Source organism: Pseudomonas sp. MYb541 (assembly GCF_037479595.1).
GTDB classification, from domain to species: domain Bacteria; phylum Pseudomonadota; class Gammaproteobacteria; order Pseudomonadales; family Pseudomonadaceae; genus Aquipseudomonas; species Aquipseudomonas canadensis.
In genome coordinates this window covers 1-25,816 of sequence record NZ_JBBGYS010000031.1, presented here as the reverse complement: position 1 = coordinate 25,816, position 25,816 = coordinate 1, and the positions used below count along the sequence as shown (strand labels likewise).

Below are 25,816 nucleotides of genomic sequence, written 5' to 3'. Positions count from 1 at the left end.
GGTCCTACTCCAATCAGTTGCGGAACGGGAATTTGAAAGCACGCAACAGGGCGCGACCTTCATCATCGTTCTTGGCAGTGGTGGTCAGGGTGATGTCCAGACCGCGGAGAGCATCGATCTTGTCGTAGTCGATTTCCGGGAAGATGATCTGCTCTTTCACGCCCATGCTGTAGTTACCACGACCATCGAAGGACTTGGCATTCAGGCCGCGGAAGTCGCGAACCCGAGGCAGGGAGATCGACAGCAGACGATCCAGGAACTCGTACATACGCTCACGGCGCAGGGTCACTTTGACGCCGATCGGCCAACCTTCACGGACTTTAAAGCCAGCGATGGATTTCCGAGCGTAGGTCACAACGACTTTCTGGCCGGTGATCTTTTCAAGGTCAGCAACAGCGTGCTCGATGACTTTTTTGTCGCCGATCGCTTCGCCCAGACCCATGTTCAGGGTGATTTTGGTAACGCGCGGAACTTCCATCACGTTCCCAAGCTTAAGTTCTTCCTTAAGCTTAGGGGCGATTTCCTTCCGGTAAATCTCTTGTAGTCGTGCCATGGTCTAATCTACCTAGCAGTGTTCAAGCATCAACCGCTTTTTGGGTCGACTTGAAGACACGAATTTTCTTACCGTCTTCTACTTTGAAACCAACGCGGTCAGCCTTGTTGGTTTCGCCGTTGAAGATGGCGACGTTAGAAGCATCCAGCGGAGCTTCTTTCTCGACGATACCGCCCTGCACGCCCGACATCGGGTTAGGCTTGGTATGACGCTTGACCAGGTTCAGACCACCGATAACCAGACGGTTATTAGCGAGAACCTTAAGCACCTTACCGCGCTTACCTTTGTCTTTGCCGGCGATCACGATGATCTCGTCGTCACGACGAATCTTTTGCATGTCGGATCTCCTTACAGCACTTCTGGGGCGAGCGAGACGATCTTCATGAACTTCTCAGTACGAAGTTCACGGGTCACTGGCCCAAAGATACGGGTGCCGATCGGCTCTTGCTTGTTGTTCAGAAGAACAGCAGCGTTGCCATCAAAGCGGATAATGGAGCCATCAGCACGACGTACGCCGTGACGAGTGCGGACTACAACAGCAGTCATCACTTGGCCTTTTTTCACTTTACCGCGAGGAATTGCTTCCTTCACGGTAACTTTGATGATGTCACCGATACCAGCGTAACGACGATGGGAGCCACCCAGCACCTTGATGCACATAACGCGGCGAGCGCCGCTGTTATCGGCCACATCGAGCATGGATTGAGTCTGAATCATATAATTTCTCCGACCCCTAGTCCTTAGACTTCCACAGCGCGTTCGAGAACATCAACCAGCGCCCAAGACTTGGTCTTGGCCAGCGGACGAGTTTCACGAATAGTGACTTTGTCGCCGATGTGGCACTGATTGGTTTCGTCGTGCGCGTGCAGCTTAGTCGAACGCTTAACATATTTACCGTAGATCGGGTGCTTAACGCGACGCTCGATCAGAACGGTGATGGTTTTGTCCATCTTGTCGCTGACAACACGGCCAGTCAGCGTACGGACAGTCTTTTCGGCTTCAGCCATGATCACTTACCTGCCTGCTGGTTGAGCACAGTCTTCACGCGAGCGATGTCACGCTTAACTTGCGAGAGCAGATGAGACTGCCCCAACTGGCCAGTTGCTTTCTGCATACGCAGATTGAACTGGTCGCGCAGCAGGCCGAGCAGTTGCTCGTTCAGCTGCTGTGCGGATTTTTCACGAAGTTCATTCGCTTTCATCACATCACCGTCCGTTTAACAAAGGAGGTGGCGAGCGGCAGCTTTGCAGCAGCCAGGGCGAAAGCCTCACGCGCCAGCTCTTCAGAAACACCCTCGATTTCATACAGGACTTTGCCTGGCTGAATCTGGGCTACCCAGTATTCCACGTTACCCTTACCTTTACCCATCCGAACCTCGAGAGGCTTTTTGGAGATCGGCTTGTCCGGGAATACACGGATCCAGATCTTGCCGCCACGTTTTACGTGACGGGTCAGAGCACGACGCGCTGACTCGATCTGACGAGCGGTGAGACGACCACGAGCTACAGACTTCAGCGCGAACTCGCCGAAGCTGACTTTGCTACCGCGCTGAGCCAGACCACGGTTGTGGCCTGTCATCTGCTTGCGGAACTTCGTACGCTTAGGTTGCAACATTTGGCGTACCCCTTACTTAGCAGCTTTTTTACGAGGCGCTGGTGCTTGTGGTTTCAGTTCTTCTTGGCGACCACCAATTACTTCGCCTTTGAAGATCCAAACCTTTACACCGATCACACCGTAAGTGGTGTGAGCTTCGTAGTTGGCATAGTCGATGTCGGCACGCAGGGTGTGCAGTGGCACACGACCTTCGCGATACCATTCAGTACGTGCGATTTCAGCACCGCCGAGACGACCGCTCACTTGGATTTTGATGCCTTTGGCACCAATGCGCATGGCGTTCTGTACAGCGCGCTTCATAGCGCGACGGAACATTACGCGACGCTCCAGCTGCTGAGCTACGCTCTGCGCAACCAGCATACCGTCGAGTTCCGGCTTGCGGATCTCTTCGATATTGATGTGCACAGGCACACCCATTTGCTTGGTCAGGTCCTGACGCAGTTTCTCAACATCTTCACCTTTCTTCCCGATAACGATACCTGGACGAGCGGTGTGGATGGTGATACGTGCAGTTTGGGCCGGACGATGGATATCGATACGGCTTACGGACGCGCTTTTTAGTTTGTCTTGGAGATACTCACGCACCTTCAGATCAGCGAACAAATAGTCCGCATAAGTCCGACCGTCTGCGTACCAGACGGAGGTGTGCTCCTTGACGATTCCCAGGCGAATGCCAATGGGATGTACTTTCTGACCCATCTCTTCGACTCCGTTACTTGTCAGCAACCTTGACAGTGATATGGCAAGACCGCTTGACGATGCGATCAGCACGGCCTTTGGCACGTGGCATGATGCGCTTCAGCGAACGCCCTTCGTTGACGAAAACGGTGCTGACCTTCAGGTCATCAACGTCTGCGCCTTCGTTATGCTCGGCGTTGGCTACGGCCGACTCCAGCACTTTCTTCATGATCTCGGCGGCTTTCTTACTGCTGAAAGCCAACAGGTTGAGCGCTTCGCCCACCTTCTTCCCGCGGATCTGGTCGGCGACCAAGCGGGCTTTCTGGGCGGAGATTCGAGCGCCCGACAACTTAGCGGCTACTTCCATTTCCTAACCCCTTAACGCTTGGCTTTCTTGTCTGCCACGTGCCCACGATAAGTGCGGGTACCGGCAAACTCGCCTAGTTTGTGGCCGACCATGTCTTCGTTCACGAGAACTGGGACGTGCAAGCGACCGTTGTGTACAGCGATGGTCAGACCGACCATTTGTGGCAGGATCATCGAACGACGCGACCAGGTCTTAACTGGTTTGCGATCGTTCTTTTCCGCCGCCACTTCGATCTTCTTCAGTAGGTGAAGATCAATAAAAGGACCTTTTTTCAGAGAACGTGGCACTGTCGTATCCCTCTATTTACTTGCGACGACGGACGATCATTTTGTCGGTACGCTTATTACCACGAGTCTTCGCGCCCTTAGTCGGGAAGCCCCATGGCGATACCGGATGACGACCACCAGAGGTACGACCTTCACCACCACCGTGTGGGTGGTCAACCGGGTTCATGGCAACACCACGAACGGTTGGGCGAACGCCACGCCAGCGTTTGGCACCAGCTTTACCCAGCGAACGCAGGCTGTGCTCGGAGTTCGAGACTTCGCCCAGGGTCGCGCGGCATTCAGCCAGCACTTTACGCATCTCACCAGAACGCAGACGCAGGGTCACGTAGACACCTTCACGAGCGATCAGCTGAGCCGAAGCACCAGCGGAACGAGCGATTTGCGCGCCTTTACCTGGCTTCAATTCGATGCCGTGTACGGTGCTACCAACTGGAATGTTGCGCAGTTGCAGAGCGTTGCCCGGCTTGATCGGCGCCAAAGCACCTGCGATCAGCTGGTCGCCAGCGCTCACGCCTTTAGGGGCGATGATGTAGCGACGCTCGCCATCTGCGTACAGCAGCAGAGCGATGTGAGCAGTACGGTTTGGATCGTATTCGATACGCTCGACAGTGGCAGCGATGCCATCTTTGTCGTTGCGACGGAAATCGACCAGACGATAATGCTGCTTATGGCCACCACCGATGTGACGAGTGGTAATACGACCATTGTTGTTACGACCACCAGACTTCGATTTTTTCTCGAGCAGCGGTGCGTGAGGAGCGCCTTTATGCAGCTCCTGGTTGACCACCTTGACCACAAAACGGCGGCCAGGGGAAGTCGGTTTGCATTTAACGATTGCCATGATGCACCCCTTCCTTACTCAGCACTGCTGCTGAAATCGAGATCTTGGCCTGGCTGAAGGGAGATAACTGCCTTCTTCCAGTCATTACGCTTGCCCAGACCGCGAGCAGTGCGCTTGCTCTTACCCAGAACATTCAGGGTAGTAACACGCTCTACTTTCACGCTGAACAGGCTTTCGACGGCCTTCTTGATTTCCAGCTTGGTTGCGTCAGTTGCAACCTTGAAAACGAACTGGCCTTTCTTGTCAGCCAGAACCGTAGCCTTTTCGGAAACGTGCGGGCCAAGCAGAACTTTAAATACGCGTTCCTGGTTCATCCCAGCAGCTCCTCGAATTTCTTCACGGCCGACACGGTGATCAACACCTTGTCGTATGCGATCAGACTAACTGGATCGGAACCTTGCACGTCACGTACATCAACGTGTGGCAGGTTGCGAGCAGCCAGGTACAGGTTCTGATCAACAGCTTCCGACACGATCAAAACGTCGGTCAGGCTCATGTTGTTCAGCTTGCCCAGCAGATCTTTGGTTTTCGGGCTTTCAACAGCGAAGTCCTGAACCACGACCAGACGGTCAGTACGCACGAGTTCAGCAAGGATGGAGCGCAGAGCTGCGCGATACATCTTCTTGTTGAGCTTCTGCGAGTGATCCTGCGGACGAGCTGCGAAAGTGGTACCACCGCCACGCCAGATTGGGCTACGGATAGTACCGGCACGAGCACGGCCAGTACCTTTCTGACGCCAAGGGCGCTTACCGCCACCACGAACGTCGGAACGGGTCTTTTGCTGTTTGCTACCTTGACGGCCGCCGGCCATGTAGGCCACGACTGCTTGGTGAACCAGCGTCTCGTTGAACTCGCCGCCAAACGTCAGTTCGGAAACTTCGATCGCTTGAGCGTCATTTACATTTAATTGCATGTCAGCTTCCCCTTAACCGCGAGCCTTGGCCGCCGGACGTACAACCAGGTTGCCGCCAGTAGCGCCAGGAACAGCACCCTTGACCAACAACAGATTGCGTTCAGCGTCGACGCGCACTACTTCGAGGGACTGCACGGTCACGCGCTCAGCGCCCATATGACCGGACATTTTTTTGCCCTTGAATACACGACCAGGAGTCTGGCACTGGCCAATAGAGCCCGGGACGCGGTGGGAAACGGAGTTACCGTGAGTGTTGTCTTGGCCACGGAAATTCCAACGCTTGATCGTACCCTGGAAGCCTTTACCTTTGGACTGACCGGTTACATCAACCAGTTGACCAGCAGCGAAGATTTCAGCGTTGATCAGATCGCCAGCCTGGTAGTCGCCGTCTTCGAGACGGAACTCCATAACAGTGCGACCAGCTGCAACGTTTGCTTTAGCGAAGTGACCTGCTTGAGCAGCAGTCACGCGCGAAGCACGACGCTCGCCGACAGTGACTTGCACTGCACGATAGCCATCGGTCTCTTCAGTTTTGAACTGGGTGACGCGATTCGGCTCGATCTCAATGACCGTGACCGGAATGGAGACACCTTCTTCGGTGAAAATACGGGTCATACCGCATTTACGACCGACTACACCAATAGTCATGTTGTAAACCTCATGAGTGTACGGGGCTTTCACCCGCTATGGCCGCCCATTTCAGAGCGTTACACGACTAAGACCCAAGTCTTAGCCGAGGCTGATCTGTACTTCCACACCGGCCGCCAGATCGAGCTTCATAAGTGCATCAACGGTTTTATCCGTTGGCTGGACGATGTCCAGTACGCGCTTATGAGTACGGATCTCGTACTGGTCACGCGCGTCTTTGTTGACGTGCGGGGAGACCAGAACGGTGAACCGCTCTTTACGGGTAGGCAGTGGAATTGGACCACGCACTTGTGCACCAGTACGTTTCGCGGTTTCCACGATTTCCTGGGTGGATTGGTCGATCAGGCGATGGTCAAAAGCCTTCAACCTGATACGGATTTGCTGATTTTGCATTGGATTTCAGACTCCGGCTGCTATTCCCAGCGAGCGCAATACGCCCGTTAAAAGGAGGCGCAATTCTATAGACGGCCCTGATAGGTGTCAACCCAATAAAAAAGGCCCCCGCTGAGCGGGGGCCTTTTCAAAACATCAGAGCTATCTCAGAAGAGATAATTACTCGATGATTTTAGCTACAACGCCAGCACCAACGGTACGGCCGCCTTCACGGATTGCGAAACGCAGACCGTCTTCCATAGCGATGGTTTTGATCAGGGTGACAACCATTTTGATGTTGTCGCCTGGCATTACCATTTCTACGCCTTCCGGCAGTTCGCAGTTACCAGTTACGTCGGTAGTACGGAAGTAGAACTGTGGACGGTAGCCTTTGAAGAACGGAGTGTGACGACCGCCTTCTTCTTTGCTCAGCACGTACACTTCAGCTTCGAACTTGGTGTGCGGCTTAACCGAACCTGGCTTAACCAGAACCTGGCCACGCTCAACGTCGTCACGCTTGGTACCACGCAGCAGAACGCCGCAGTTCTCGCCAGCACGACCTTCGTCGAGCAGTTTACGGAACATTTCAACACCGGTGCAGGTGGTGACGGTAGTGTCACGCAGACCAACGATTTCCAGTGGATCTTGAACCTTAACGATACCGCGCTCGATACGACCAGTTACAACAGTACCGCGACCGGAGATCGAGAATACGTCTTCGATTGGCATCAGGAACGGCTTGTCGATAACACGGACTGGATCTGGGATGTAGCTGTCCAGAGTCTCAACCAGTTTACGAACGGACGTGGTGCCCATTTCGTTGTCGTCTTTGCCTTCCAGAGCCATACGAGCAGAACCGATGATGATCGGAGTGTCGTCGCCTGGGAAGTCGTAAGTGCTCAGCAGATCGCGCACTTCCATCTCAACCAGTTCCAGCAGCTCAGCGTCGTCTACCAGGTCAGCCTTGTTCAGGTAAACCACGATGTACGGAACGCCTACCTGACGGGACAGCAGGATGTGCTCACGGGTTTGTGGCATCGGACCATCAGCGGCCGAGCAAACCAGGATAGCGCCGTCCATTTGAGCAGCACCGGTGATCATGTTCTTCACATAGTCAGCGTGACCTGGGCAGTCAACGTGAGCGTAGTGACGGATCAGCGAGTTGTATTCAACGTGCGCGGTGTTGATGGTGATACCACGAGCTTTCTCTTCTGGCGCGCTGTCGATTTTATCGAAATCAACGATTGCGGAACCGAAAACTTCGGAGCAAACGCGAGTCAGAGCAGCAGTCAGAGTGGTTTTACCGTGGTCAACGTGACCGATGGTGCCAACGTTGACGTGCGGTAGGGAACGATCAAATTTTTCTTTAGCCACGACAATTAACTCCTTGCCTAAAGGACTGAATCAGCCTTGTTTTTTGGATACAGTTTCAGCGATGTGCGCCGGAGCTGTGTTGTATTTTTTGAATTCCATAGAGTAGCTTGCGCGACCCTGGGACATGGAGCGAACGTCGGTCGCATAACCGAACATCTCACCCAGCGGAACCTCGGCGCGAATCACTTTGCCGGAAACCGTGTCTTCCATACCCAAGATCATGCCGCGACGACGGTTAAGGTCGCCCATGACATCACCCATATAGTCTTCAGGTGTAACAACTTCTACCGCCATGATTGGCTCAAGCAACTCACCACCGCCCTTCTGGGCCAGTTGCTTGGTTGCCATGGAAGCAGCCACCTTAAACGCCATCTCGTTGGAGTCGACGTCGTGGTAAGAACCGTCAAAAACGGTTGCTTTCAGGCCGATCAGCGGATAGCCGGCAACAACACCGTTCTTCATCTGCTCTTCGATACCCTTCTGGATAGCAGGGATGTATTCCTTAGGAACAACACCACCCACTACTTCGTTCACGAATTGCAGACCTTCCTGACCTTCGTCAGCAGGAGCAAAACGGATCCAGCAGTGACCGAACTGACCACGACCGCCGGACTGACGAACGAACTTGCCTTCGATTTCACAGTTCTTCGTGATGCGCTCACGATAGGAAACCTGAGGCTTACCGATGTTGGCTTCGACGTTGAACTCACGGCGCATCCGGTCAACCAGGATGTCCAGGTGCAGCTCGCCCATGCCGGAGATGATCGTTTGACCAGTCTCCTCATCAGTCTTGACGCGGAAAGATGGATCTTCCTGAGCAAGCTTGCCCAGAGCGATACCCATTTTTTCCTGGTCATCCTTGGTCTTAGGCTCTACGGCAACCGAAATAACCGGCTCCGGGAAGTCCATACGAACCAGAATGATTGGCTTGGCAGCGTCGCACAAAGTCTCACCAGTGGTGACGTCCTTCATGCCGATCAGGGCCGCGATGTCACCAGCGCGCACTTCCTTGATCTCTTCACGGGCGTTTGCGTGCATTTGCACCATACGACCCACGCGCTCTTTCTTGCCTTTAACCGAGTTGATCACGCCGTCGCCGGAGGCCAACACGCCCGAGTAAACGCGGACGAAGGTCAAAGTACCCACGAATGGGTCAGTTGCGATCTTGAACGCCAGAGCCGAGAACGGCTCGCTGTCATCGGCGTGACGCTCCATCTCTTCTTCCTCGTTATCAGGGTTGGTACCCTTGATAGCAGGAATATCGGTTGGAGCCGGCAGGTAGTCGATAACGGCGTCGAGAACCAGGGGAACACCCTTGTTCTTGAAGGAAGAACCGCAAACAGCCAAGACGATCTCACCAGCAATAGTACGCTGACGCAGAGCAGCCTTGATTTCCACGTTGGTGAGTTCTTCACCTTCGAGGTACTTGTTCATCAGCTCTTCGCTGGCTTCGGCAGCAGCCTCAACCATGTTGTTGCGCCACTCGTCAGCCAGTTCCTGCAACTCTGCAGGGATAGGCTTACGAACAGGAACCATACCTTTGTCGGAATCATTCCAGTAAACAGCTTCCATATTGATCAGATCGATCTGACCCTGGAAGTTGTCCTCGGAACCGATAGCCAATTGAATTGGCACCGGGGTGTGACCCAGACGCTGCTTGATCTGACCGATCACGCGCAGGAAGTTGGCACCAGCACGGTCCATCTTGTTTACGTAAACAAGACGCGGAACGCCGTACTTGTTGGCTTGACGCCATACGGTTTCCGACTGAGGCTCAACACCCGAGGTACCGCAGAACACAACGACAGCGCCGTCGAGTACGCGCAGGGAACGTTCAACTTCAATGGTGAAGTCTACGTGGCCTGGGGTATCGATTACGTTGAAGCGATGCTCGTCTTTGTACTGCTTCTCGGAACCTTTCCAGAAGGCGGTAATAGCAGCAGAAGTAATGGTAATACCACGCTCCTGCTCCTGAACCATCCAGTCTGTGGTCGCGGCGCCGTCATGCACCTCGCCCATTTTGTGACTTTTGCCGGTGTAAAACAGTACGCGCTCGGTGGTGGTGGTTTTACCAGCATCCACGTGAGCAACGATACCGATGTTACGGTAGCGGCTAATCGGAGTAGTACGAGCCATAAAGCCCTCGCAAAATTAGTGAAGCTAAGATTAGAAGCGGTAGTGCGAGAAAGCTTTGTTAGCTTCAGCCATACGGTGCACGTCTTCACGCTTCTTAACAGCAGCACCTTTACCTTCAGCAGCGTCCAACAGCTCGCCGGCCAAACGCAGAGCCATAGACTTCTCGCCGCGCTTACGGGCGAAGTCTACCAACCAGCGCATTGCCAGAGCGTTACGACGGGACGGGCGAACTTCGACCGGAACCTGGTAAGTAGCACCGCCTACACGGCGCGACTTCACTTCGACCAGCGGAGCGATGGCGTCGAGAGCTTTCTCGAAGATTTCCAGGGGGTCGCTGTTCTTGCGTTCTTTAACCTTTTCCAGCGCGCCATAAACGATACGCTCGGCAACGGCTTTCTTGCCGCTTTCCATCACGTGGTTCATGAACTTGGCCAGGATTTGGCTTCCGTATTTTGGATCGTCAAGCACTTCGCGCTTGGCTGCTACGCGTCTTCTTGGCATGGATAAGCCCTCAAACGGTCTTCAGGTTCGTTCGGAATCGGTGCCCTTGCGGGACGCCTCCGACCTTACTCTTATCGACTCAGAAAATAAGATGATTCAGTTTTACAAAAAGCCGCTACTACTTAGGCTTCTTGGTACCGTACTTCGAACGACCCTGGTTACGACCTTTAACGCCGGAAGTATCCAAGGAGCCGCGTACGGTGTGGTAACGAACACCTGGCAAGTCTTTTACACGACCGCCGCGGATCAGTACCACGCTGTGCTCTTGCAGGTTGTGACCTTCACCACCGATGTACGAGGAAACCTCGAAACCGTTGGTCAGGCGCACACGGCATACTTTACGCAGTGCCGAGTTAGGTTTTTTCGGCGTGGTGGTATACACACGGGTGCATACGCCACGACGTTGCGGGCAGTTCTGCAGCGCAGGCACGTCGGATTTCTCGACGATACGCTTACGCGGCTGACGTACCAGCTGGTTGATAGTTGCCATCTACTAGCTCCACTGTTGTCTTGCGACGCTATTGTCTTGCAAGAAAAGCAAAATGGCAGGAACGAATTCCCGCCAAATTTAGGGGTACAAGAGTCTAAAGAGGATCTTGCCCCCAGTCAAGGCAAGGCCCCGACATCCCCACTCACCGAACCGGGGCAAAAATGCCTCGATCCGACGAATGGGGCTGCCGGGGCCCAGACTTATCTAGTGCAGAACTCAGTTACCGCTAGAGTTCAGCGCTTCGGTCAGTGCAGCTTCCACTTCACTGGCGCTTACGCGCAGCGGCTTGTCAGCATCACGGCGACGCTTACGCTCGCTGTGGTAAGCCAAACCGGTACCGGCTGGGATCAGACGACCCACAACCACGTTCTCTTTCAGGCCGCGCAGGTAATCGCGCTTGCCGGTTACCGCTGCTTCGGTCAGTACACGAGTGGTCTCCTGGAAGGAGGCCGCCGAGATGAACGACTCAGTGGACAACGACGCCTTGGTGATACCCAGCAGCACGCGAGTGAACTTGGAGACAAATTTGTCTTCCGCGCCCAAACGCTCGTTCTCTACCAGTACGTGAGTCAGTTCCATCTGGTCGCCCTTGATGAAACTGGAATCGCCGGATTCAGCGATTTCAACTTTACGCAACATCTGACGCAGGATGGTCTCAATGTGCTTATCGTTGATCTTCACGCCTTGCAGGCGGTAAACGTCCTGGATCTCGTTAACGATGTACTTGGCCAGCGCACTCACACCCAGCAGACGCAGGATGTCGTGTGGATCGCTCGGGCCGTCGGAGATAACTTCGCCGCGGTTTACCTGTTCGCCTTCGAAGACGTTCAGGTGACGCCACTTCGGAATCAGCTCTTCGTACGGATCGGTACCGTCGTTCGGAGTAATGACCAGACGGCGCTTGCCCTTGGTCTCTTTACCGAACGCGATGGTGCCGCTGACTTCAGCCAGAATCGACGCTTCTTTCGGACGACGCGCTTCGAACAAGTCGGCAACACGCGGCAGACCACCGGTGATGTCTCGAGTTTTCGAAGTTTCTTGCGGGATACGCGCGATAACATCACCGATCGCGATCTTCGCACCATCCGCTACACCGACCAGGGCGTTGGCTGGCAGGAAGTACTGAGCGATTACGTCAGTGCCTGGCAGCAACAAGTCCTTGCCGTTGTCATCGACCATCTTCACGGCAGGACGGATGTCTTTACCGGCAGCTGGACGATCTTTCGCGTCGAGTACTTCAATGTTGGTCATACCGGTCAATTCGTCAGTCTGACGCTTGATCGTGATGCCTTCTTCCATGCCCACGTAGGTCACGGTACCTTTCATTTCGGTAACGATTGGGTGAGTGTGCGGATCCCACTTGGCCACGATTGCGCCAGCGTCGACCTTGTCACCTTCTTTAACCGAAATCACAGCACCGTACGGCAGCTTGTAACGCTCGCGCTCACGACCGTAGTCATCAGCGATTGCCAGCTCACCGGAACGGGACACAGCAACCAGGTGGCCATCCACTCGCTCAACGTGTTTCAGGTTGTGCAGACGGACGGTACCGCCATTCTTCACCTGAACGCTGTCGGCTGCGGAGGTCCGGCTTGCCGCACCACCGATGTGGAACGTACGCATGGTCAGCTGGGTACCCGGCTCACCGATGGACTGGGCAGCGATAACGCCGACCGCTTCACCGATGTTCACCTGGTGACCACGAGCCAAGTCACGGCCGTAGCACTTGGCGCAGATGCCGTAGCGGGTTTCGCAGCTGATCGGCGAGCGAACGATCACTTCGTCGATGCTGTTGAGTTCGATGAACTCGACCCACTTTTCGTCTACCAGGGTGCCGGCAGGAACAATAACTTCCTCGGTACCTGGCTTGAATACGTCACGGGCAATAACACGACCCAATACGCGCTCACCCAGCGGCTCTACAACGTCACCGCCTTCAATGTGCGGTGTCATCAGCAGGCCATGCTCGGTGCCGCAATCGATCTCGGTTACAACCAGATCTTGTGCAACGTCTACCAGACGACGAGTCAGGTAACCGGAGTTAGCAGTTTTCAACGCGGTATCCGCAAGACCCTTACGAGCACCGTGAGTCGAGATGAAGTACTGGAGTACGCTCAAACCTTCACGGAAGTTCGCAGTAATCGGCGTTTCGATGATGGAGCCGTCCGGCTTGGCCATCAAGCCACGCATACCGGCGAGCTGACGGATCTGCGCAGCAGAACCCCGTGCGCCCGAGTCAGCCATCATGTACATCGAGTTGAAGGACTCTTGGTCAACTTCGTCGCCGTGACGGTCGATGACTTTCTCTTTCGAGAGGTTGGCCATCATCGCCTTGGAAACTTCGTCGTTCGCCTTCGACCAAAGGTCGATTACCTTGTTGTACTTCTCGCCCTGGGTTACCAGGCCGGAGGCGTACTGGCTTTCGATCTCTTTCACTTCATCGGTTGCAGCCGCGATGATGCGAGCTTTTTCATCCGGGATAACGAAGTCGTTAACACCGATGGAAACGCCGGAGATGGTCGAATAAGCAAAACCGGTGTACATCAACTGGTCAGCGAAGATCACGGTCTCTTTCAAACCAACCACGCGGTAGCACTGGTTGATCAGCTTGGAGATCGCTTTTTTCTTCATCGGCAGGTTGACGACATCGTACGACAGACCTTTTGGCACAACTTGATACAGCAGCGCACGGCCGACAGTGGTGTCGACGATACGAGTGTTGCTCACGCTGCCGCCGTCACGGTCGTTGACGGTTTCGTTGATCCGCACTTTGACCTTGGCGTGCAGTGCGGCTTCGCCGGCACGGAACACACGGTCAACTTCTTGCAGGTCAGCGAACACACGACCTTCGCCTTTGGCGTTGATCGCTTCACGAGTCATGTAGTACAGACCCAATACAACGTCCTGCGACGGAACGATGATTGGCTCACCGTTGGCTGGCGACAGAATGTTGTTGGTCGACATCATCAACGCACGCGCTTCCAACTGGGCTTCCAGTGTCAGCGGTACGTGCACGGCCATTTGGTCGCCGTCGAAGTCGGCGTTGTACGCAGCACAGACCAGCGGGTGCAGCTGGATAGCCTTACCTTCGATCAGTACCGGTTCAAACGCCTGGATCCCCAGACGGTGAAGGGTCGGTGCACGGTTGAGAAGAACCGGGTGTTCGCGGATCACTTCAGCGAGAACGTCCCAAACCTCAGGCAGCTCGCGCTCGACCATTTTCTTGGCCGCTTTGATGGTGGTCGCGAGACCGCGCATTTCCAGCTTGCCGAAGATGAATGGTTTGAACAGCTCAAGTGCCATCTTCTTAGGCAGACCGCACTGGTGCAGACGCAGGGTCGGGCCTACGGTAATTACCGAACGACCGGAGTAGTCAACACGCTTACCGAGCAAGTTCTGACGGAAACGACCTTGCTTACCCTTGATCATGTCAGCCAAGGATTTCAGAGGACGCTTGTTCGAACCGGTGATAGCGCGGCCACGACGACCGTTGTCGAGCAGGGCATCGACAGCTTCTTGCAACATACGCTTTTCGTTGCGCACGATGATGTCCGGAGCGGACAGATCAAGCAGGCGCTTCAAGCGGTTGTTACGGTTGATCACGCGGCGGTACAGGTCGTTGAGGTCGGACGTCGCGAAACGACCACCGTCCAACGGTACCAGCGGACGCAGGTCTGGCGGCAGAACCGGCAGAACGGTCAGCACCATCCACTCTGGCAAGTTGCCGGAACCCTGGAAGGCTTCCATCAACTTCAGACGCTTGGACAGTTTCTTGATCTTGGTTTCGGAGTTGGTTTGCGGAATTTCTTCACGCAGGCGGCCAATCTCGTGTTCCAGGTCGATAGCGTGCAGCAGTTCGCGGACAGCTTCGGCACCCATGCGGGCATCGAAATCGTCACCGAATTCTTCCAGTGCTTCGAAGTACTGCTCGTCGTTCAGCAGCTGACCTTTTTCAAGGGTGGTCATGCCTGGATCGATAACGACATAGCTCTCGAAGTAGAGAACGCGTTCGATATCACGCAGGGTCATGTCCATCAGCAAGCCGATACGGGACGGCAGCGATTTCAGGAACCAGATGTGAGCAACCGGCGAAGCCAGTTCGATGTGCGCCATACGCTCACGACGAACTTTAGCCAGTGCAACTTCAACGCCGCACTTCTCGCAGATCACACCACGGTGCTTCAAGCGCTTGTACTTACCGCACAGGCACTCGTAATCCTTAACCGGGCCAAAGATCTTGGCGCAGAACAGGCCGTCACGCTCAGGTTTGAACGTACGGTAGTTGATGGTTTCCGGCTTTTTAACTTCACCGAACGACCACGAACGGATCATCTCAGGCGATGCCAATCCAATACGGATGGCGTCGAACTCTTCGACTTGACCCTGGTTTTTCAGCAAATTCAGTAGGTCTTTCAAGGCCTTTCCTCCTGGCGGAGCAGAGAGCGGGCTAAACAGCCCCGCTCTCGATTCGCGTCACGTGTTATTCGGTTTCCAGATCGATATCGATGCCGAGGGAACGAATTTCTTTGATCAACACGTTGAAGGACTCGGGCATGCCCGGCTCCATACGGTGATCGCCGTCCACGATGTTTTTGTACATCTTGGTCCGACCGTTCACATCGTCCGACTTCACTGTGAGCATTTCTTGCAGAGTGTAAGCAGCACCGTATGCTTCCAGTGCCCAGACCTCCATCTCCCCGAAACGCTGACCACCGAACTGAGCCTTACCACCCAGCGGCTGCTGGGTAACGAGGCTGTACGAACCGGTAGAACGAGCGTGCATCTTGTCGTCTACCAAGTGGTTCAGCTTCAGCATGTACATGTAGCCAACAGTAACCGGGCGCTCGAACTTGTTGCCGGTACGGCCGTCGAACAGCTGCATCTGGCCGCTTTCTGGCAGGTCTGCCAGTTTCAGCATGGCCTTGATTTCGCTTTCCTTGGCACCGTCGAACACCGGGGTAGCCATTGGAACACCGCCGCGCAGGTTCTTCGCCAGATCCAGGATTTCCTGGTCGGAGAAGGTGTCCAGCTCTTCGTTGCGACCGCCGATCTCGTTGTAGATCTCGTGCAGGAACTTACGCAGGTCTGCGACCTTGCGCTGCTCTTCGATCATACGGTTGATCTTCTCGCCCAGACCTTTGGCCGCGAGGCCCAGGTGGGTTTCAAGGATCTGACCAACGTTCATACGCGAAGGTACGCCCAACGGGTTGAGGACGACGTCGACCGGGGTGCCATTGGCATCGTGCGGCATGTCTTCAACCGGCATGATCACGGAGACCACACCTTTGTTACCGTGACGACCGGCCATCTTGTCGCCCGGCTGGATGCGGCGACGGATTGCCAGGTAAACCTTGACGATTTTCAGCACACCTGGAGCCAGGTCATCGCCCTGCTGCAGTTTGCGCTTCTTGTCTTCGAACTTGTCGTCCAGCAGACGGCGGCGATCAACGATGTAGGCCTGAGCCTTCTCGAGCTGCTCGTTCAGAGCGTCTTCAGCCATGCGCAGTTTGAACCACTGGCCGTGCTCAAGACCGTCGAGGATTTCGTCGGTGATGTCCTGACCTTTCTTCAGACCTGCGCCGCCTTCAGCCTTGTGGCCTACCAGGGCGGAGCGCAGACGTTCGAAGGTCGCGCCTTCAACGATACGGAACTCTTCGTTCAGGTCCTTGCGGATCTCGTCGAGCTGGGTCTTCTCGATGGACAGTGCACGAGCATCACGCTCAACGCCGTCACGGGTGAAGACCTGTACGTCGATGACAGTACCTTTGGTACCGGTAGGTACACGCAGGGAGGTGTCTTTAACGTCGCTGGCTTTTTCACCGAAGATGGCGCGCAACAGCTTCTCTTCCGGAGTCAGTTGGGTCTCGCCTTTCGGAGTGACCTTACCGACCAGGATGTCGCCTGCGCCTACTTCAGCACCTACGTAAACGATACCGGCTTCGTCCAGTTTGTTCAGTGCAGCTTCACCCACGTTCGGGATGTCTGCAGTGATTTCCTCTGGCCCAAGCTTGGTGTCACGGGCCACACAGGTCAGTTCCTGAATGTGGATCGTGGTGAAACGGTCTTCTTGAACAACACGCTCGGACAGGCAGATGGAGTCTTCGAAGTTGAAGCCGTTCCATGCCATGAACGCGATGCGCATGTTCTGACCCAGTGCCAGTTCACCCATGTCGGTGGACGGGCCGTCGGCCATGATGTCGCTACGCTGAACGCGATCACCCTTGCTCACCAGCGGACGCTGGTTGATGCAGGTATTCTGGTTCGAGCGGGTGTATTTGGTCAGGTTGTAGATGTCGACACCGGCTTCGCCAGTTTCAACTTCGTCATCGGCAACACGAACCACGATACGGCTGGCATCAACGGAGTCGATCACGCCGCCACGACGAGCCACGACGCAAACGCCGGAGTCACGGGCTACGTTACGCTCCATGCCGGTACCTACCAGCGGCTTGTCAGCGCGCAGGGTCGGTACAGCTTGACGCTGCATGTTGGAACCCATCAACGCACGGTTGGCGTCATCGTGCTCCAGGAACGGGATCAGCGACGCTGCAACCGAAACTACCTGCTTCGGCGAAACGTCCATCAAGGTGACGTCTTCCGGCGCCTTGACGGTGAACTCGTTCAAGTGACGAACAGCTACCAGCTCGTCGATCAGGACTTTCTTGTCGTTCATCGTGGCCGAAGCCTGAGCGATCACGTGATCAGCTTCTTCGATGGCGGACAGGAAAACGATCTCGTCGGTGACCAGGGCGTCTTTCACCACGCGGTACGGGCTCTCGAGGAAGCCGTACTGGTTGGTGCGCGCATAAGCGGCCAGGGAGTTGATCAGACCGATGTTCGGACCTTCCGGCGTTTCGATCGGGCAAACACGACCGTAGTGCGTCGGGTGTACGTCACGCACTTCAAAGCCAGCACGCTCACGGGTCAGACCGCCCGGGCCCAGTGCAGAAACACGGCGCTTGTGGGTGATCTCAGAGAGCGGGTTGTTCTGGTCCATGAACTGCGAGAGCTGGCTGGAACCGAAGAACTCTTTCACCGCTGCAGCCACTGGCTTGGCGTTGATCAGGTCTTGCGGCATCAGGCCTTCGCTTTCAGCCATCGACAGACGCTCTTTGACCGCACGCTCAACACGTACCAGGCCAACGCGGAACTGGTTTTCGGCCATTTCGCCTACACAGCGAACACGACGGTTACCCAGGTGGTCGATGTCATCGACGATGCCTTTACCGTTACGGATATCGACCAGGGTCTTCAGTACCGCGACGATGTCTTCCTTGCACAGCACGCCCGAACCTTCGATTTCGGTACGACCGATACGACGGTTGAACTTCATCCGGCCGACCGCAGACAGGTCATAGCGCTCAGGGCTGAAGAACAGGTTGTTGAACAGGGTTTCGGCAGCGTCTTTGGTTGGTGGCTCACCAGGACGCATCATGCGATAGATCTCGACCAGCGCTTCCAATTGGTTGCTGGTGGAGTCGATCTTCAGTGTGTCGGAGATGAACGGACCGCAGTCGATGTCGTTGGTGTACAGGGTCTCGATACGAACGACCTGAGCCTTGGCGATTTTGGCCAGGATCTCGGTGTTCAGCTCGGTGTTGCACTCAGCCAGGATTTCGCCTGTAGCCGGGTGAACGATGACCTTGGCGGTAGTACGACCCAGGACGTAGTCCAGAGGCACTTCCAGCTCTTTGATACCGGCTTTTTCGATCTGGTTGATGTGGCGCGCAGTGATACGGCGGCCAGCTTCAACAATGACCTTGCCTTTTTCATCCTGGATGTCCAGGACGGCAATTTCACCACGTAGACGCGAAGCGATCAGCTCCAGCTTGAGGGTTTCATCCTTCAGGCTGAACACGTTGGTGGTATAGAAAGCGTCCAGCACTTGCTCAGTGGTGTAGCCGAGCGCGCGCAGCAGTACCGAGGCCGGCAGCTTGCGACGACGGTCGATACGCACGAACACGCAGTCTTTCGGGTCGAATTCGAAGTCCAACCACGAACCGCGGTACGGAATGATCCGCGCGGAGTACAGGAGCTTGCCGGAGCTGTGCGTCTTGCCGCGGTCGTGGTCGAAGAACACGCCCGGGGAACGGTGCAGCTGGGAAACGATCACACGCTCGGTACCGTTGATAACGAAGGTACCGTTCTCGGTCATCAATGGGATTTCGCCCATGTAGACTTCTTGCTCTTTGATGTCCTTGATCGCTTTGTTCGACGATTCTTTGTCGAAAATGATCAGGCGCACTTTTACCCGCAAAGGTACGGCGTAAGTAACACCGCGCAACACGCATTCTTTGACATCAAATGCCGGTTCGCCCAGGCGATAACCGACGTACTCCAGCGCAGCATTGCCGGAGTAGCTGATGATCGGGAAAACGGATTTGAAGGCCGCATGCAGGCCCACGTCGCGGAACTGATCTTTGGTCGCTCCCGCCTGCAAGAATTCACGATACGAATCCAGCTGGATAGCCAGAAGGTACGGGACATCCATGACGTCCGGCAACTTGCTAAAGTCCTTGCGGATACGTTTTTTCTCAGTATATGAGTAAGCCATCAGCGTTCCCCAGCTTGGTCACCTGCTTGTTTGGCCCTCCCGACGGGAGCAGCCAGAAAATCTCGCAAACCCCATGGTTTGCACCACCGCATCGGGTGGCTACAGCGCGTTAATGGCGGCGACCGAGTCGACAGCCAAGAACGGAAAAAGGCCGGTGGCAAGAGCCACCAGCCATCAGCCTTCAGCTTAACGCTTGGGCTGGAGACGCAAGGTCGATGCTTACTTCAGCTCGACTTTAGCGCCTGCTTCTTCCAGTGTTGCTTTGGCTTTGTCAGCTGCGTCTTTCGACACTGCTTCCAGAACCTGGGCAGGAGCGCCGTCAACTACAGCCTTGGCTTCTTTCAGGCCCAGACCGGTCAGTTCACGTACTGCCTTGATCACGTTTACTTTCTTCTCGCCAGCTTCCAGCAGCATGACGTTGAATTCGGTTTGCTCTTCAGCAGCAACAGCAGCAACAGCTGGGCCAGCGGAAGCAGCGGCAGCGGAAACGCCGAATTTTTCTTCGAAAGCTTTGATCAGCTCAACAACCTGCAGAACCGACATTTCAGCTACGGCGTTGAGGATATCGTCTTGGGAGATAGACATTGCTGTATTTCCTGAATTGGGGGACGGCCTACTCGGCCATCGAAATAAACAAAAAACCGCGAGAGAAGTTGCTCAGCCTTAGGCTGCGGCAGCTTCTTTTTGCTCGCGAACTGCGGCCAGAGTACGAGCCAGCTTGCTGGTAGCGCCTTGAATCACGCTCATCAGCTGCGAAATAGCTTCGTTACGGGTCGGCAGTGTTGCCAGTACGTCGATTTGGTTAGCTGCGAGGAACTTGCCCTCGAACGCAGCTGCCTTGATCTCGAACTTGTCCTGACCCTTGGCGAACTCTTTGAACAAACGGGCAGCAGCGCCAGGATGGTCGGTGGAGAACGCAATCAGGGTCGGGCCGGTGAACACGTCGTTGAGGACACTGTATTCAGTGTCAGCAACAGCGCGCTTGAGCAGGGTGTTACGTACAACACGTACGTATACGCCAGCTTCACGAGCCTCTTTACGGAGTCCGGTCATAGCGCCTACTGTCACACCACGGGCATCAGCCACGACAGCGGACAGAGCAGCTTTGGCAGCCTCGTTGACTTCAGCGACGATGGCCTTCTTGTCTTCGAGATTAATTGCCACGGGTTTAACTCCTGCTTGTTACCGTTTCATCTGGCCGGAGCCGGATGTCGTTTTGGTGTCTGATTCGGTAAGGAACCGGGAGCACCATCTGCGTAGGCTTGTGGTTTAAGACTTGCGTCGCCTACGGTCTTGGATAGCCCCCGCCAGGCAGGGACCCCAATTTTTTTCAATTGGCGCGATCTCTCGCACCAATCTGTGTCTTATACGTCCAGCGAGCCTTGGTCGATGACCAGACCTGGGCCCATAGTGGTGCTCAGGGTAACGCGCTTGACGTAGATACCTTTCGAGGAAGCTGGCTTGATACGCTTCAGATCAGCGATCAGGGCTTCAACGTTTTCCTTCAGCTTGACGGCATCAAAGCCGACTTTGCCAACGGAGGTGTGAATGATGCCGTTTTTGTCGGTGCGATAACGAACCTGACCAGCCTTGGCGTTTTTAACCGCGGTAGCTACGTCTGGAGTTACGGTGCCGACTTTAGGGTTAGGCATCAGGCCACGTGGACCGAGGATCTGACCCAACTGACCTACAACGCGCATTGCATCCGGGGAAGCAATAACTACGTCATAGTTCAGGTCGCCGCCTTTCATTTCGGCAGCCAGGTCGTCCATGCCAACGCGATCAGCGCCGGCGGCCAGGGCAGCTTCAGCTGCTGGGCCTTGAGTGAAGACTGCTACACGTACAGTCTTGCCAGTACCGTGTGGCAGCACAGTTGCGCTACGAACGACCTGGTCGGATTTACGTGGGTCAACACCCAGGTTTACAGCAACGTCAACGGACTCGCTGAACTTGACAGTCGACAGCTCGGTCAGCAGGGCAGCAGCGTCTACAAAGTTGTAGGACTTGCCCGCTTCGATTTTGCCAGCGATAGCCTTTTGGCGCTTGGTCAGCTTAGCCATTACACACCCTCCACGTTAAGGCCCATGCTACGAGCAGAACCGGCGATGGTACGCACGGCTGCATCCATATCAGCTGCAGTCAGATCCGCGTTTTTGGTTTTCGCGATTTCTTCCAGCTGAGCACGAGTCACGGTGCCAACCTTAACGGTGTTAGGACGAGCGGAACCGCTAGTCAGACCAGCAGCTTTCTTCAACAGAACCGAAGCCGGAGTCGACTTGGTTTCGAAGGTGAAGCTACGGTCGCTGTATACAGTGATGATCACTGGAGTCGGCAGACCTGGCTCAAGACCCTGAGTACGGGCGTTGAAGGCCTTGCAGAATTCCATGATGTTCACGCCGTGCTGACCCAGAGCCGGGCCGACAGGTGGACTAGGGTTGGCCTGAGCGGCCTTCACTTGCAGCTTGATGTAAGCGGTAATCTTCTTGGCCATGAGGCACTCCAATTACGGGTTCAAACGCCTCGAAAGGCTCCCCGGTTACTTGCGCGTTTATCCCAGTGACGACAAAACCCCACAGCCTAAGGCTGCGGGGTTGGGATGCTTGCTCAGCTAGACCTTCTCGACCTGGCTGAACTCTAGCTCTACCGGAGTAGAGCGACCGAAAATGAGCACCGCCACTTGGATCCGGCTCTTTTCGTAGTTAACTTCTTCGACAGTACCGTTGAAATCAGCAAACGGACCATCTGTGACACGAACAACCTCACCCGGCTCGAACAACGTCTTCGGCTTAGGCTTGTCGCTACCATCAGCAACGCGACGCAGAATCGCTTCTGCCTCTTTGTCAGTGATAGGAGCAGGCTTATCAGCGGTACCGCCGATGAAACCCATGACACGAGGGGTATCCTTGACCAAGTGCCAAGTACCTTCATTCATGTCCATCTGAACCAGCACATAGCCAGGAAAGAACTTGCGTTCGCTTTTGCGCTTCTGGCCATTCCGCATTTCAACCACTTCTTCAGTGGGAACCAGAATTTCGCCGAAGCCATCTTCCATGCCTGCCAGCTTTACGCGCTCTAGCAAAGAGCGCATAACATGCTTCTCGTAACCCGAGTAAGCATGCACAACGTACCAACGCTTAGCCACGGGACACCCTTAGCCAACAATCAAGGAAACAAGCCAGCCGAGCAGGGAATCAAGCCCCCACAACAGCAACGCCATAACCAGAACAACAGCCACAACGATCAACGTGGTCTGCGTGGTTTCTTGGCGAGTCGGCCAAACGACTTTACGAATCTCGGTGCGAGCTTCCTTTACCAGGACCGCGAAAGACTTGCCTTTAGCAGTCTGCAGGCCTACAAAGGCAGCTACAGCAGCAAGGGCAAGCAAAGCGAGGACGCGGTACAGGATCGGCGAAGCAGAATAGTACTGATTGCCAACAACGCCTACGACTACCAAGGCAACTACAGCGAGCCACTTGACCAGATCGAAACGAGAGCTTTGAGCTTCAGCCTTAGGAGTCATCTATGAAGATCCTGTGAAAAGAAAGCCAGATACACCACGTGAATCTGGCAGGTCAGGAGGGAATCGAACCCCCAACCTACGGTTTTGGAGACCGTCGCTCTGCCAATTGAGCTACTGACCTAAAACAAAATCAGGCCGACCATTATGCAGGCCTGAAAAAGACTTTACAACAACCAACCCCACTAGACTTGAAATCACCCGACGATAAAGCCAGACGCAACACCAACAAGCCGAGGTAGCTGTTAAAACAAAGGCAGATATTTTCATATCTGCCTTGTCATATGGAGCTCTTGAGCGGATTTGAACCGCTGACCTCACCCTTACCAAGGGTGTGCTCTACCAACTGAGCTACAAGAGCGAAACACCTTGCACAACCTGCAAACTTGGAGCGGGTAGCGGGAATCGAACCCGCATCATCAGCTTGGAAGGCTGAGGTTCTACCACTAAACTATACCCGCGGAGCTTGCAGCTCACGCTAAAAATGGTGGAGGGGGAAGGATTCGAACCTTCGAAGTCGTAGACGTCAGATTTACAGTCTGATCCCTTTGGCCGCTCGGGAACCCCTCCTAAGCGAGCCGGCATTTTACATTACGCCGACCTTCTGTCAAGCATTTTCTCATTTAAAAATATGAGGTTAGCTGCATTGACCTTCGCTTCACGCTGTAGACCTTAAAGGTCTTCACTGCGAAGCGGGCGCCATTCTATGCAAACTATTCGAGAGATGCAACGCCTTCGCACAACATTATTTTATGTTTTAACTCATTGAATTCCTTAGCAAGGTTTTCAAAAGGCAGATCCTCAGCCAGGCGTCGGCTTTCAGGGGCTACGCGCAGCCAATAGCCGGAAGCTTCAGCAGTATTCAGCAATTGAAGCTTGGCCTTTATATCCAGGCTTGTGAGCCGCTGCTCTACAGACTGAGCCTGTCGCTGATCCGCGAAACCACCGATGTACAAACAGGTATTTTGCGCCTCTGCTGCTTTTGCACGATCGCTGCGCACCACAGCATCAGAGGACTCACTGAGCAAGCGGATGTCCTGCTGCCCGCCCTTATAAAGACTCAAGGGCGTGACATCTTTAGCGCGCAACGGCGCTTCTTGCTGATGCCAAATGTAGTAGAAGGCGTTGAGGACAAGTAAGAGCAAAAACAACCAACGCATAATCACCTCAGGACAAAGGACAAGCCATCGCCAAACCGACAAAAACCAGATCTGGAACGAGTCGGGCCTGCGGCACTGCACCTGCCACCAAATCGGCGTCTCCTCCGGTGAGAAACACAGTGAAATCATCGCCCCAGTAGCTTCGCGCCAACTCCAACTGAGTCATTACAAACCCCCTGAGCATAAGCGTACAACCTCGCTCCACCGCCTCTACAGTCGTGCGACCTGGAGATAGGCGCTCCAGCGCCCTTTCAGCCGCAGCGTCGTCGTAGCGTATCTTGCGTGTATGAGTTCGCAGCTGGTTGCGCATGAGGGGCATACCAGGACAAATGAAACCGCCGAGGTGCGCACCATCCGCCGCAATAAAATCCGCCGTGGCTGCCGTGCCGAAATCAAGCACCAGGCAAGCGCCGCGCGCCAGCTTGAATCCGCCCAGCATTGCCAACCAGCGATCAAGACCCAGACGCTCAAAATCTTCGTAGCCGTTGCGTACTCCGCCCATCTCGCGTGCTGGTGCAGCGCAGGAAACGGCAACTCCGAAAGCCTCATGCAGAGCCGCAACGAGCTTGCTTGTTTCTTCCAAGGCACGAACACTCACCAATCGGCAGCGCGTCAGCAACAGCCCGGGAAGCGCCACAAGACTGTCAATCAATGCCAGATCAGAACCGACAACCCCTTCCGCCGATGCACTCGTACCACCCAAATCAAGCACACGCCACTTGATAAAGCTATTCCCACAGTCGAGCTCAAGAATCATCACGCAACCTCAGGCTTAACTCACCACCACTGTATATTTTCTCAACGCCATCAACGCTTAAGCGCAGCGCCCCCTGGTGGTCTACACCCAGTACAACGCCATCGACTTGACTGACACCCGCGATAAGAGACACCGGCCGCCCCTGCCAGGCGTGATTCTGCTCCCACTCATCTTTGAGTGCGACAAAACCACCCTGCCGGTGCCGCTCAAGGTAGCCTTGCAGTTGCAGCCCCACCTGCGCCACCAGCGCATTGCGATTCACCGGAGAACCCGTCTGCAACTGCACCGAAGTCCATTGCTGGTCCACCTCGTCAGCCCTTTGCATATTCACGTTGATGCCTATTCCGAGGACAACGTGGCAGATATCAGCGGGGTCTCCTACCAACTCCAGCAAAATCCCGGCAATTTTCTTCTGCCCTACCAGAACGTCGTTTGGCCACTTCAGAGTAGCGCCCTGCACACCCGACTCGCGCAAGGCCTGCATGACCGCCAAGCCCACAACCAGGCTCAGCCCCTCCAACTGTCGCAGGCCCGACTCGATGCGCAATACGAGGCTGTAATACACATTTTGTGCGTATGGACTTACCCACTTCCGACCTCTCCTACCCCGGCCGGCCGTTTGTTGCTCCGCAAGCACCAGGAACGGCGCCGCGTGACCGGCATCAACAAGACGCAAGGCTTCGGCATTAGTGGAGTCAACGGAGTCAGAGACACAAATGGGCCACGTCAAGGAGGGCGCATTCAACGCAATATCTTCAGCAGCCAAGAACACCAGCGGTGACGCCAACTGATACCCCTTACCTCGCACCTTATGTATGGGCAGATTGAGTTCTGCCTCCAGGTGCTGGAGTTGCTTCCAGACAGCACTGCGGCTGACACCCAGGGCCGCGCCAAGCGCTTCCCCCGAGTGGAATCGGCCATCTTTCAGAAGTTTTAACAGCGTCAGCATGCAAATATCGCCTCACAATGAGGCACGCATGATAGCCATGCGCAGGGTCATTGCATAGAAACGCGGGACTTTAGTATTGAAGGTCGTCGAAATGGACGCCTTTTG

The 25,816-nt window shown here is 55.0% G+C and carries 29 protein-coding genes and 4 tRNA genes; all 33 read right to left on the bottom strand.

Features of this window, described 5'->3' with window-relative positions:
• Positions 1-13: 13 nt before the first annotated feature.
• Entirely contained in the window at positions 14-553 is a 540-nt protein-coding gene (gene rplE / locus WH299_RS19195; RefSeq protein WP_003194642.1) for a 50S ribosomal protein L5, read from the bottom strand.
• 22 nt (positions 554-575) lie between these two features.
• Entirely contained in the window at positions 576-890 is a 315-nt protein-coding gene (gene rplX, locus WH299_RS19190) for a 50S ribosomal protein L24 (protein ID WP_003176416.1), read from the bottom strand.
• A gap of 11 nt (positions 891-901) precedes the next feature.
• Positions 902-1,270, bottom strand: a complete 369-nt coding sequence (gene rplN / locus WH299_RS19185) for a 50S ribosomal protein L14 (protein ID WP_002555479.1) — start codon at positions 1,268-1,270, stop codon at positions 902-904.
• Positions 1,271-1,293: 23 nt separating this feature from the next.
• Positions 1,294-1,560, bottom strand: coding sequence for a 30S ribosomal protein S17 (rpsQ, locus tag WH299_RS19180; RefSeq protein WP_003176419.1), 267 nt, complete (start codon positions 1,558-1,560; stop codon positions 1,294-1,296).
• Positions 1,561-1,562: 2 nt separating this feature from the next.
• On the bottom strand, positions 1,563-1,754 hold the full coding sequence (rpmC, locus tag WH299_RS19175; protein WP_002555481.1) for a 50S ribosomal protein L29: 192 nt from the start codon (positions 1,752-1,754) through the stop codon (positions 1,563-1,565).
• A complete protein-coding gene (gene rplP / locus WH299_RS19170) occupies positions 1,754-2,167 on the bottom strand; it encodes a 50S ribosomal protein L16 (RefSeq protein WP_003176421.1) in 414 nt (137 codons plus the stop codon). Before rplP ends, rpmC begins: the two co-directional genes overlap by 1 nt.
• A gap of 12 nt (positions 2,168-2,179) precedes the next feature.
• On the bottom strand, positions 2,180-2,866 hold the full coding sequence (gene rpsC / locus WH299_RS19165) for a 30S ribosomal protein S3 (RefSeq protein ID WP_003176422.1): 687 nt from the start codon (positions 2,864-2,866) through the stop codon (positions 2,180-2,182).
• A 13-nt stretch (positions 2,867-2,879) separates the two neighbouring features.
• Positions 2,880-3,212, bottom strand: a complete 333-nt coding sequence (gene rplV / locus WH299_RS19160) for a 50S ribosomal protein L22 (RefSeq protein WP_003103908.1) — start codon at positions 3,210-3,212, stop codon at positions 2,880-2,882.
• Positions 3,213-3,223: 11 nt separating this feature from the next.
• Positions 3,224-3,499: a 30S ribosomal protein S19 gene (rpsS, locus tag WH299_RS19155; protein WP_003232420.1), complete on the bottom strand. Its 276-nt coding sequence runs from the start codon at positions 3,497-3,499 to the stop codon at positions 3,224-3,226.
• Between the two features lie 16 nt (positions 3,500-3,515).
• Positions 3,516-4,340, bottom strand: a complete 825-nt coding sequence (gene rplB, locus WH299_RS19150; RefSeq protein ID WP_003186055.1) for a 50S ribosomal protein L2 — start codon at positions 4,338-4,340, stop codon at positions 3,516-3,518.
• Positions 4,341-4,354: 14 nt separating this feature from the next.
• Positions 4,355-4,654 carry a 50S ribosomal protein L23 gene (gene rplW, locus WH299_RS19145; protein ID WP_002555488.1) on the bottom strand — a complete coding sequence of 100 codons (300 nt, stop codon included), beginning with the start codon at positions 4,652-4,654 and terminating at the stop codon, positions 4,355-4,357.
• A complete protein-coding gene (gene rplD / locus WH299_RS19140) occupies positions 4,651-5,253 on the bottom strand; it encodes a 50S ribosomal protein L4 (RefSeq protein WP_003176424.1) in 603 nt (200 codons plus the stop codon). The genes rplW and rplD overlap by 4 nt, the downstream gene beginning before the upstream one ends.
• A gap of 12 nt (positions 5,254-5,265) precedes the next feature.
• Complete coding sequence (rplC, locus tag WH299_RS19135) at positions 5,266-5,901, bottom strand: 50S ribosomal protein L3 (RefSeq protein WP_003194649.1); 636 nt, start codon at positions 5,899-5,901, stop codon at positions 5,266-5,268.
• Positions 5,902-5,982: 81 nt separating this feature from the next.
• Positions 5,983-6,294 (bottom strand): 30S ribosomal protein S10, encoded by a 312-nt coding sequence (gene rpsJ, locus WH299_RS19130; protein ID WP_003186070.1) that lies wholly within the window; start codon positions 6,292-6,294, stop codon positions 5,983-5,985.
• A 159-nt stretch (positions 6,295-6,453) separates the two neighbouring features.
• Positions 6,454-7,647 (bottom strand): elongation factor Tu, encoded by a 1,194-nt coding sequence (tuf, locus tag WH299_RS19125; RefSeq protein ID WP_003176426.1) that lies wholly within the window; start codon positions 7,645-7,647, stop codon positions 6,454-6,456.
• A 30-nt stretch (positions 7,648-7,677) separates the two neighbouring features.
• On the bottom strand, positions 7,678-9,783 hold the full coding sequence (gene fusA, locus WH299_RS19120; protein WP_010206921.1) for an elongation factor G: 2,106 nt from the start codon (positions 9,781-9,783) through the stop codon (positions 7,678-7,680).
• 30 nt (positions 9,784-9,813) lie between these two features.
• The gene (rpsG, locus tag WH299_RS19115) at positions 9,814-10,284 is read right to left on the bottom strand and encodes a 30S ribosomal protein S7 (RefSeq protein WP_002555493.1); all 471 of its coding nucleotides are present in this window, start codon (positions 10,282-10,284) and stop codon (positions 9,814-9,816) included.
• Between the two features lie 118 nt (positions 10,285-10,402).
• On the bottom strand, positions 10,403-10,774 hold the full coding sequence (gene rpsL / locus WH299_RS19110) for a 30S ribosomal protein S12 (RefSeq protein ID WP_002555494.1): 372 nt from the start codon (positions 10,772-10,774) through the stop codon (positions 10,403-10,405).
• A 216-nt stretch (positions 10,775-10,990) separates the two neighbouring features.
• Positions 10,991-15,190, bottom strand: a complete 4,200-nt coding sequence (gene rpoC, locus WH299_RS19105) for a DNA-directed RNA polymerase subunit beta' (RefSeq protein ID WP_028618132.1) — start codon at positions 15,188-15,190, stop codon at positions 10,991-10,993.
• Between the two features lie 64 nt (positions 15,191-15,254).
• Positions 15,255-19,328: a DNA-directed RNA polymerase subunit beta gene (rpoB, locus tag WH299_RS19100; protein WP_019819139.1), complete on the bottom strand. Its 4,074-nt coding sequence runs from the start codon at positions 19,326-19,328 to the stop codon at positions 15,255-15,257.
• A 219-nt stretch (positions 19,329-19,547) separates the two neighbouring features.
• Complete coding sequence (gene rplL / locus WH299_RS19095; protein WP_003176432.1) at positions 19,548-19,913, bottom strand: 50S ribosomal protein L7/L12; 366 nt, start codon at positions 19,911-19,913, stop codon at positions 19,548-19,550.
• Positions 19,914-19,991: 78 nt separating this feature from the next.
• Complete coding sequence (gene rplJ, locus WH299_RS19090) at positions 19,992-20,492, bottom strand: 50S ribosomal protein L10 (protein ID WP_016977599.1); 501 nt, start codon at positions 20,490-20,492, stop codon at positions 19,992-19,994.
• Between the two features lie 200 nt (positions 20,493-20,692).
• Positions 20,693-21,388, bottom strand: a complete 696-nt coding sequence (rplA, locus tag WH299_RS19085; protein ID WP_003176434.1) for a 50S ribosomal protein L1 — start codon at positions 21,386-21,388, stop codon at positions 20,693-20,695.
• Positions 21,388-21,819 (bottom strand): 50S ribosomal protein L11, encoded by a 432-nt coding sequence (gene rplK / locus WH299_RS19080; protein WP_003176435.1) that lies wholly within the window; start codon positions 21,817-21,819, stop codon positions 21,388-21,390. Before rplK ends, rplA begins: the two co-directional genes overlap by 1 nt.
• A 117-nt stretch (positions 21,820-21,936) precedes the next feature.
• Positions 21,937-22,470, bottom strand: coding sequence for a transcription termination/antitermination protein NusG (gene nusG / locus WH299_RS19075; protein WP_003176436.1), 534 nt, complete (start codon positions 22,468-22,470; stop codon positions 21,937-21,939).
• Between the two features lie 9 nt (positions 22,471-22,479).
• Complete coding sequence (secE, locus tag WH299_RS19070; RefSeq protein ID WP_003194658.1) at positions 22,480-22,848, bottom strand: preprotein translocase subunit SecE; 369 nt, start codon at positions 22,846-22,848, stop codon at positions 22,480-22,482.
• 45 nt (positions 22,849-22,893) lie between these two features.
• A tRNA-Trp gene (locus WH299_RS19065) sits at positions 22,894-22,969 on the bottom strand.
• A 161-nt stretch (positions 22,970-23,130) separates the two neighbouring features.
• A tRNA-Thr gene (locus WH299_RS19060) sits at positions 23,131-23,206 on the bottom strand.
• Between the two features lie 26 nt (positions 23,207-23,232).
• Positions 23,233-23,306, bottom strand: a tRNA-Gly gene (locus WH299_RS19055).
• A 24-nt stretch (positions 23,307-23,330) separates the two neighbouring features.
• Positions 23,331-23,415: transfer RNA gene (locus WH299_RS19050), tRNA-Tyr, on the bottom strand.
• A gap of 143 nt (positions 23,416-23,558) precedes the next feature.
• A complete protein-coding gene (locus tag WH299_RS19045) occupies positions 23,559-24,005 on the bottom strand; it encodes a hypothetical protein (RefSeq protein WP_339551018.1) in 447 nt (148 codons plus the stop codon).
• Between the two features lie 7 nt (positions 24,006-24,012).
• On the bottom strand, positions 24,013-24,762 hold the full coding sequence (locus WH299_RS19040) for a pantothenate kinase (protein ID WP_122727771.1): 750 nt from the start codon (positions 24,760-24,762) through the stop codon (positions 24,013-24,015).
• Complete coding sequence (birA, locus tag WH299_RS19035) at positions 24,752-25,711, bottom strand: bifunctional biotin--[acetyl-CoA-carboxylase] ligase/biotin operon repressor BirA (protein WP_122727768.1); 960 nt, start codon at positions 25,709-25,711, stop codon at positions 24,752-24,754. The genes WH299_RS19040 and birA overlap by 11 nt, the downstream gene beginning before the upstream one ends.
• Positions 25,712-25,816 lie beyond the last annotated feature (105 nt).

Coding starts and splice junctions, on each gene's coding strand:
- rplE (WP_003194642.1), bottom strand. CDS start 553: ATGGCACGACTACAAGAGATTTACCGGAAGGAAATCGCCCCTAAGCTT.
- rplX (WP_003176416.1), bottom strand. CDS start 890: ATGCAAAAGATTCGTCGTGACGACGAGATCATCGTGATCGCCGGCAAA.
- rplN (WP_002555479.1), bottom strand. CDS start 1,270: ATGATTCAGACTCAATCCATGCTCGATGTGGCCGATAACAGCGGCGCT.
- rpsQ (WP_003176419.1), bottom strand. CDS start 1,560: ATGGCTGAAGCCGAAAAGACTGTCCGTACGCTGACTGGCCGTGTTGTC.
- rpmC (WP_002555481.1), bottom strand. CDS start 1,754: ATGAAAGCGAATGAACTTCGTGAAAAATCCGCACAGCAGCTGAACGAG.
- rplP (WP_003176421.1), bottom strand. CDS start 2,167: ATGTTGCAACCTAAGCGTACGAAGTTCCGCAAGCAGATGACAGGCCAC.
- rpsC (WP_003176422.1), bottom strand. CDS start 2,866: ATGGGTCAGAAAGTACATCCCATTGGCATTCGCCTGGGAATCGTCAAG.
- rplV (WP_003103908.1), bottom strand. CDS start 3,212: ATGGAAGTAGCCGCTAAGTTGTCGGGCGCTCGAATCTCCGCCCAGAAA.
- rplB (WP_003186055.1), bottom strand. CDS start 4,340: ATGGCAATCGTTAAATGCAAACCGACTTCCCCTGGCCGCCGTTTTGTG.
- rplW (WP_002555488.1), bottom strand. CDS start 4,654: ATGAACCAGGAACGCGTATTTAAAGTTCTGCTTGGCCCGCACGTTTCC.
- rplD (WP_003176424.1), bottom strand. CDS start 5,253: ATGCAATTAAATGTAAATGACGCTCAAGCGATCGAAGTTTCCGAACTG.
- rplC (WP_003194649.1), bottom strand. CDS start 5,901: ATGACTATTGGTGTAGTCGGTCGTAAATGCGGTATGACCCGTATTTTC.
- rpsJ (WP_003186070.1), bottom strand. CDS start 6,294: ATGCAAAATCAGCAAATCCGTATCAGGTTGAAGGCTTTTGACCATCGC.
- fusA (WP_010206921.1), bottom strand. CDS start 9,783: ATGGCTCGTACTACTCCGATTAGCCGCTACCGTAACATCGGTATCGTT.
- rpsG (WP_002555493.1), bottom strand. CDS start 10,284: ATGCCAAGAAGACGCGTAGCAGCCAAGCGCGAAGTGCTTGACGATCCA.
- rpsL (WP_002555494.1), bottom strand. CDS start 10,774: ATGGCAACTATCAACCAGCTGGTACGTCAGCCGCGTAAGCGTATCGTC.
- rpoB (WP_019819139.1), bottom strand. CDS start 19,328: ATGGCTTACTCATATACTGAGAAAAAACGTATCCGCAAGGACTTTAGC.
- rplL (WP_003176432.1), bottom strand. CDS start 19,913: ATGTCTATCTCCCAAGACGATATCCTCAACGCCGTAGCTGAAATGTCG.
- rplA (WP_003176434.1), bottom strand. CDS start 21,388: ATGGCTAAGCTGACCAAGCGCCAAAAGGCTATCGCTGGCAAAATCGAA.
- rplK (WP_003176435.1), bottom strand. CDS start 21,819: ATGGCCAAGAAGATTACCGCTTACATCAAGCTGCAAGTGAAGGCCGCT.
- secE (WP_003194658.1), bottom strand. CDS start 22,848: ATGACTCCTAAGGCTGAAGCTCAAAGCTCTCGTTTCGATCTGGTCAAG.
- WH299_RS19045 (WP_339551018.1), bottom strand. CDS start 24,005: ATGCGTTGGTTGTTTTTGCTCTTACTTGTCCTCAACGCCTTCTACTAC.
- WH299_RS19040 (WP_122727771.1), bottom strand. CDS start 24,762: ATGATTCTTGAGCTCGACTGTGGGAATAGCTTTATCAAGTGGCGTGTG.
- birA (WP_122727768.1), bottom strand. CDS start 25,711: ATGCTGACGCTGTTAAAACTTCTGAAAGATGGCCGATTCCACTCGGGG.